The 3,094-nt window shown below is 33.6% G+C and carries 3 protein-coding genes; all 3 read left to right on the forward strand.

Annotated elements, in window-relative coordinates; genetic code table 11:
* Positions 1-1,632, forward strand: a 1,632-nt coding sequence (locus LDB17_RS13800; RefSeq protein ID WP_393925088.1) for a ketoacyl-synthetase C-terminal extension domain-containing protein, incomplete at its 5' end; no start/stop codon positions are given.
* 156 nt (positions 1,633-1,788) lie between these two features.
* Complete coding sequence (locus tag LDB17_RS13805) at positions 1,789-2,331, forward strand: RNA polymerase sigma-70 factor (protein ID WP_252637343.1); 543 nt, start codon at positions 1,789-1,791, stop codon at positions 2,329-2,331.
* A 64-nt stretch (positions 2,332-2,395) separates the two neighbouring features.
* Positions 2,396-3,094 (forward strand): FecR family protein (locus tag LDB17_RS13810; RefSeq protein WP_393925089.1); only part of this gene is annotated, 699 nt, incomplete at its 3' end.

Here is a 3,094-nt window from a genome sequence, read left to right on the forward strand (position 1 = left end):
GTTCATGTTGGTCATAATGCTCCGTTTTGGAGTATTTTTTCACAACTTGGAGCTCTATCTCATAAACAACGTATCTGTCCATTTAGCGAAAATGCGGATGGTCTACTGATTGGTGAAGGTAGCGGTTTCGTTGTTCTAAAAACGTTGGATAAGGCTATTGCAGATAAAGATCGTATTTATGCAGTCATCAAAGGGGTAGGAGTGAGTAGTGATGGATCAGGAGTTGCCGTAATGGCTCCATCAGTAAAGGGACAAAAACTTGCTATAGAAACAGCTTGGGCTAATAGAGATTTAGACAAATCTAAAATTGGTTATTTAGAAGCGCATGGTACTGCTACAACGATAGGAGATAAGACAGAGTTACAAACTTTATCAGAAGTGTTTCCAAAAGAAGAATGTGACAAAGATGTACTGATTGGTTCTGTAAAATCTAATATTGGTCATGTTATGCCTGCCGCAGGTATTCTTGGCTTGATTAAAACAGTTTTAGCATTATATACTAGAAAAATTCCTCCAACATTACATTGTGAGCATCCATTAAAGGGGATAGAAAATACCCGTTTCAAACCTGTACAGAAACTTCAGGATTGGGATGAAAATAAGTACCCATTAGTTGCTGGGGTAAATGCTTTTGGCTTTGGAGGAATAAATGCACATGTGATCTTAGAAGCATACGGAGAAAAACGATCTTTAGACGATGATGTTGAGAAAAGCCCATTTCAAGATAAAGTAATAGCGATTAGCTCTACCTCCAAAGAAGAGTTAATAAAGACTTTACGTAATGGACAAACAGCATCTTTTAATCAAGAAGGAGACTACCGTTTGGTTCTATTCAATCCAACGACCGATAGGATAGAAAAAGCTATAAAATTTATTGAAAAAGATTTAATATGGAAAGGGCGTCAAGATATTTGGTTTACAAATAAACCACTTATAAAGAATGGAGGAAAGATTGCTTTTATGTATCCGGGCTATGATCCCGGAGTGAACCCAGAAATAGAGAGCCTGATCAACTATTTTAAATTTTCTTTACCTGAAGAGGAATACAGATCAGCAGAAAGTAAAATTATAGACAATGTCTTAAGATTGTATCGTATCAACAAAGCGATGGATATGTCGTTGAAGGCATTAAATATAAAATCAGATATGAACGTCGGACACAGCTTAGGTGAGTGGTTCGGTGTGGAAGCATCAGGTATGATATCAGGTAAATCAATCAAGAAACTTATCAACTGCTTAGATGCTAGTAAATATAAAATAGATGGCGTTTTCTTTATTGCTGTCAGTGTAGGGCGGGAGAGGGTTAAGAAGTATTTGGACTCAATACCTAATCTTTACTTGTCTAATGATAATTGTCCGAATCAAGTATTATTATGCGCTACCGAAGATGCTCTTAAGAAGTTGTCCGAATCTCTTAGGCAGGAAGATATTTTCTTTCAGGTTTTACCATATCAATCTGGATTTCATACTCCTTTCATAAAAGACAGGCTTGATCTGCTTGAGGATTCGTTCCAATATCTCGAATTTATTGATCCGAGTGTGCCAATGTGGTCATCGTATATCCTTGTCTTAAAAAGAGTCTATTTTTTATATATGGGAAATATATTTAAGCCATTACTTTTTCTGAATTGAAAAACGAGAAAAAGACTAACCTTAAGAACAAATATAAGTTGTTAATTTATTTTAGTTGTTATGCTGCAAACATAAAACTTACTAGCTTTGTGCCGATAGATAGTTATTGTCATTTCTATATATCCCAGATTTCGTTTTTTATCTATTCTAGATCGTATGGACATAGAAAAAGAGTATCTTTTAAATATTTCGAAAGGAAATACAAAAGCTTTCGATTCTCTTTTTATTCTTCATTATCCTCGAGTGAAAAATTTTATAATGAGTTTAGTAAAGAATGAAGAAGATGCTCGAGATTTATCTCAAGATATATTTCTTAAAATATGGAACAATAGAGAGAAGCTCCCCGAAATTCAATATTTCAGAACATACTTATTCCAAATGTCCAAAAATGCGGTCTTCGATTTTTTTAAGGAGAATGCACTCTTTGATGATTACGAGCGAGAGTATAAAATAAAAGACTTCGATTCATTGGAAGAGTCAATTGAGGCTCGTGATTTGGAAATGCTTATTGATACATTAGTTGAATCAATGCCTGAGCAACGAAAGAAAATATATAAAATGAGCCGTAAAGAAGGATTCACAAACGAGGAAATTTCTATAAAATTAGAAATTAGCAAAAGAACGGTAGAGACCCACATTTCCAGTGCATTAAAAGATATTAGAAAACTACTCATGAACATAGTTTTATTTTTTTACTAAAAAAAAGAATTACCGACTACGTGTTTATTTCCTTATTACAGTCTAAGTAATAAAAGCCAAAGAAATGCATAAAAAGCACATCGATCTACTTATAAGAAGATATACAGAGAATATTCTTCCCAAGAATATCCAGTATAAATTCAGACAATGGCTGATAAATTCAGACAATGTTGAAGATAAAAATGCATCTCTTGAAAATATATGGAATAATATAAATGCGGAGGCTGATGAATCTACAATAAGAGATTTAGAGCTGTTGCATCAAAAAATGAATGCAAGACATAGAATTAAGAGAATCAATTACTCTTACATTGTGCGTATTGCCGCCATGATTATGATTCCTATACTATGTTCATATCTTACATATTTCCTGACACAGAAATATTCGGTTAAAAATGTGAATATGGTAGAATGCTTTGTTCCTTATGGCGAAAAAAAATTAATTGTTTTACCGGATAGCAGCGAGGTATGGGTGAATTCAGGATCAATAATAATATATCCCGAAAAATTTGTAGGAGATACACGCACTATTTATCTCAATGGTGAAGCTAATTTCTCCGTAACTAAAAATCCGGATAAACGTTTTATCGTAAGTACAAACAATTTGAATATTGAAGCATTGGGAACAATATTTAATGTTAGGGCTTATTTAGACTTACCAAAAATAACAGCAACATTAGAAGAGGGTAAGATAAAAGTAGAAACAAAAACGGGCCCTGTACAATCTATGATATTGAAGCCGAATGAGCAAATTATATATGAT

Origin of the sequence: Dysgonomonas sp. Shenzhen-Wh21 (genome assembly GCF_043392705.1) — a bacterium.
Classification (GTDB): Bacteria; Bacteroidota; Bacteroidia; order Bacteroidales; family Dysgonomonadaceae; genus Dysgonomonas.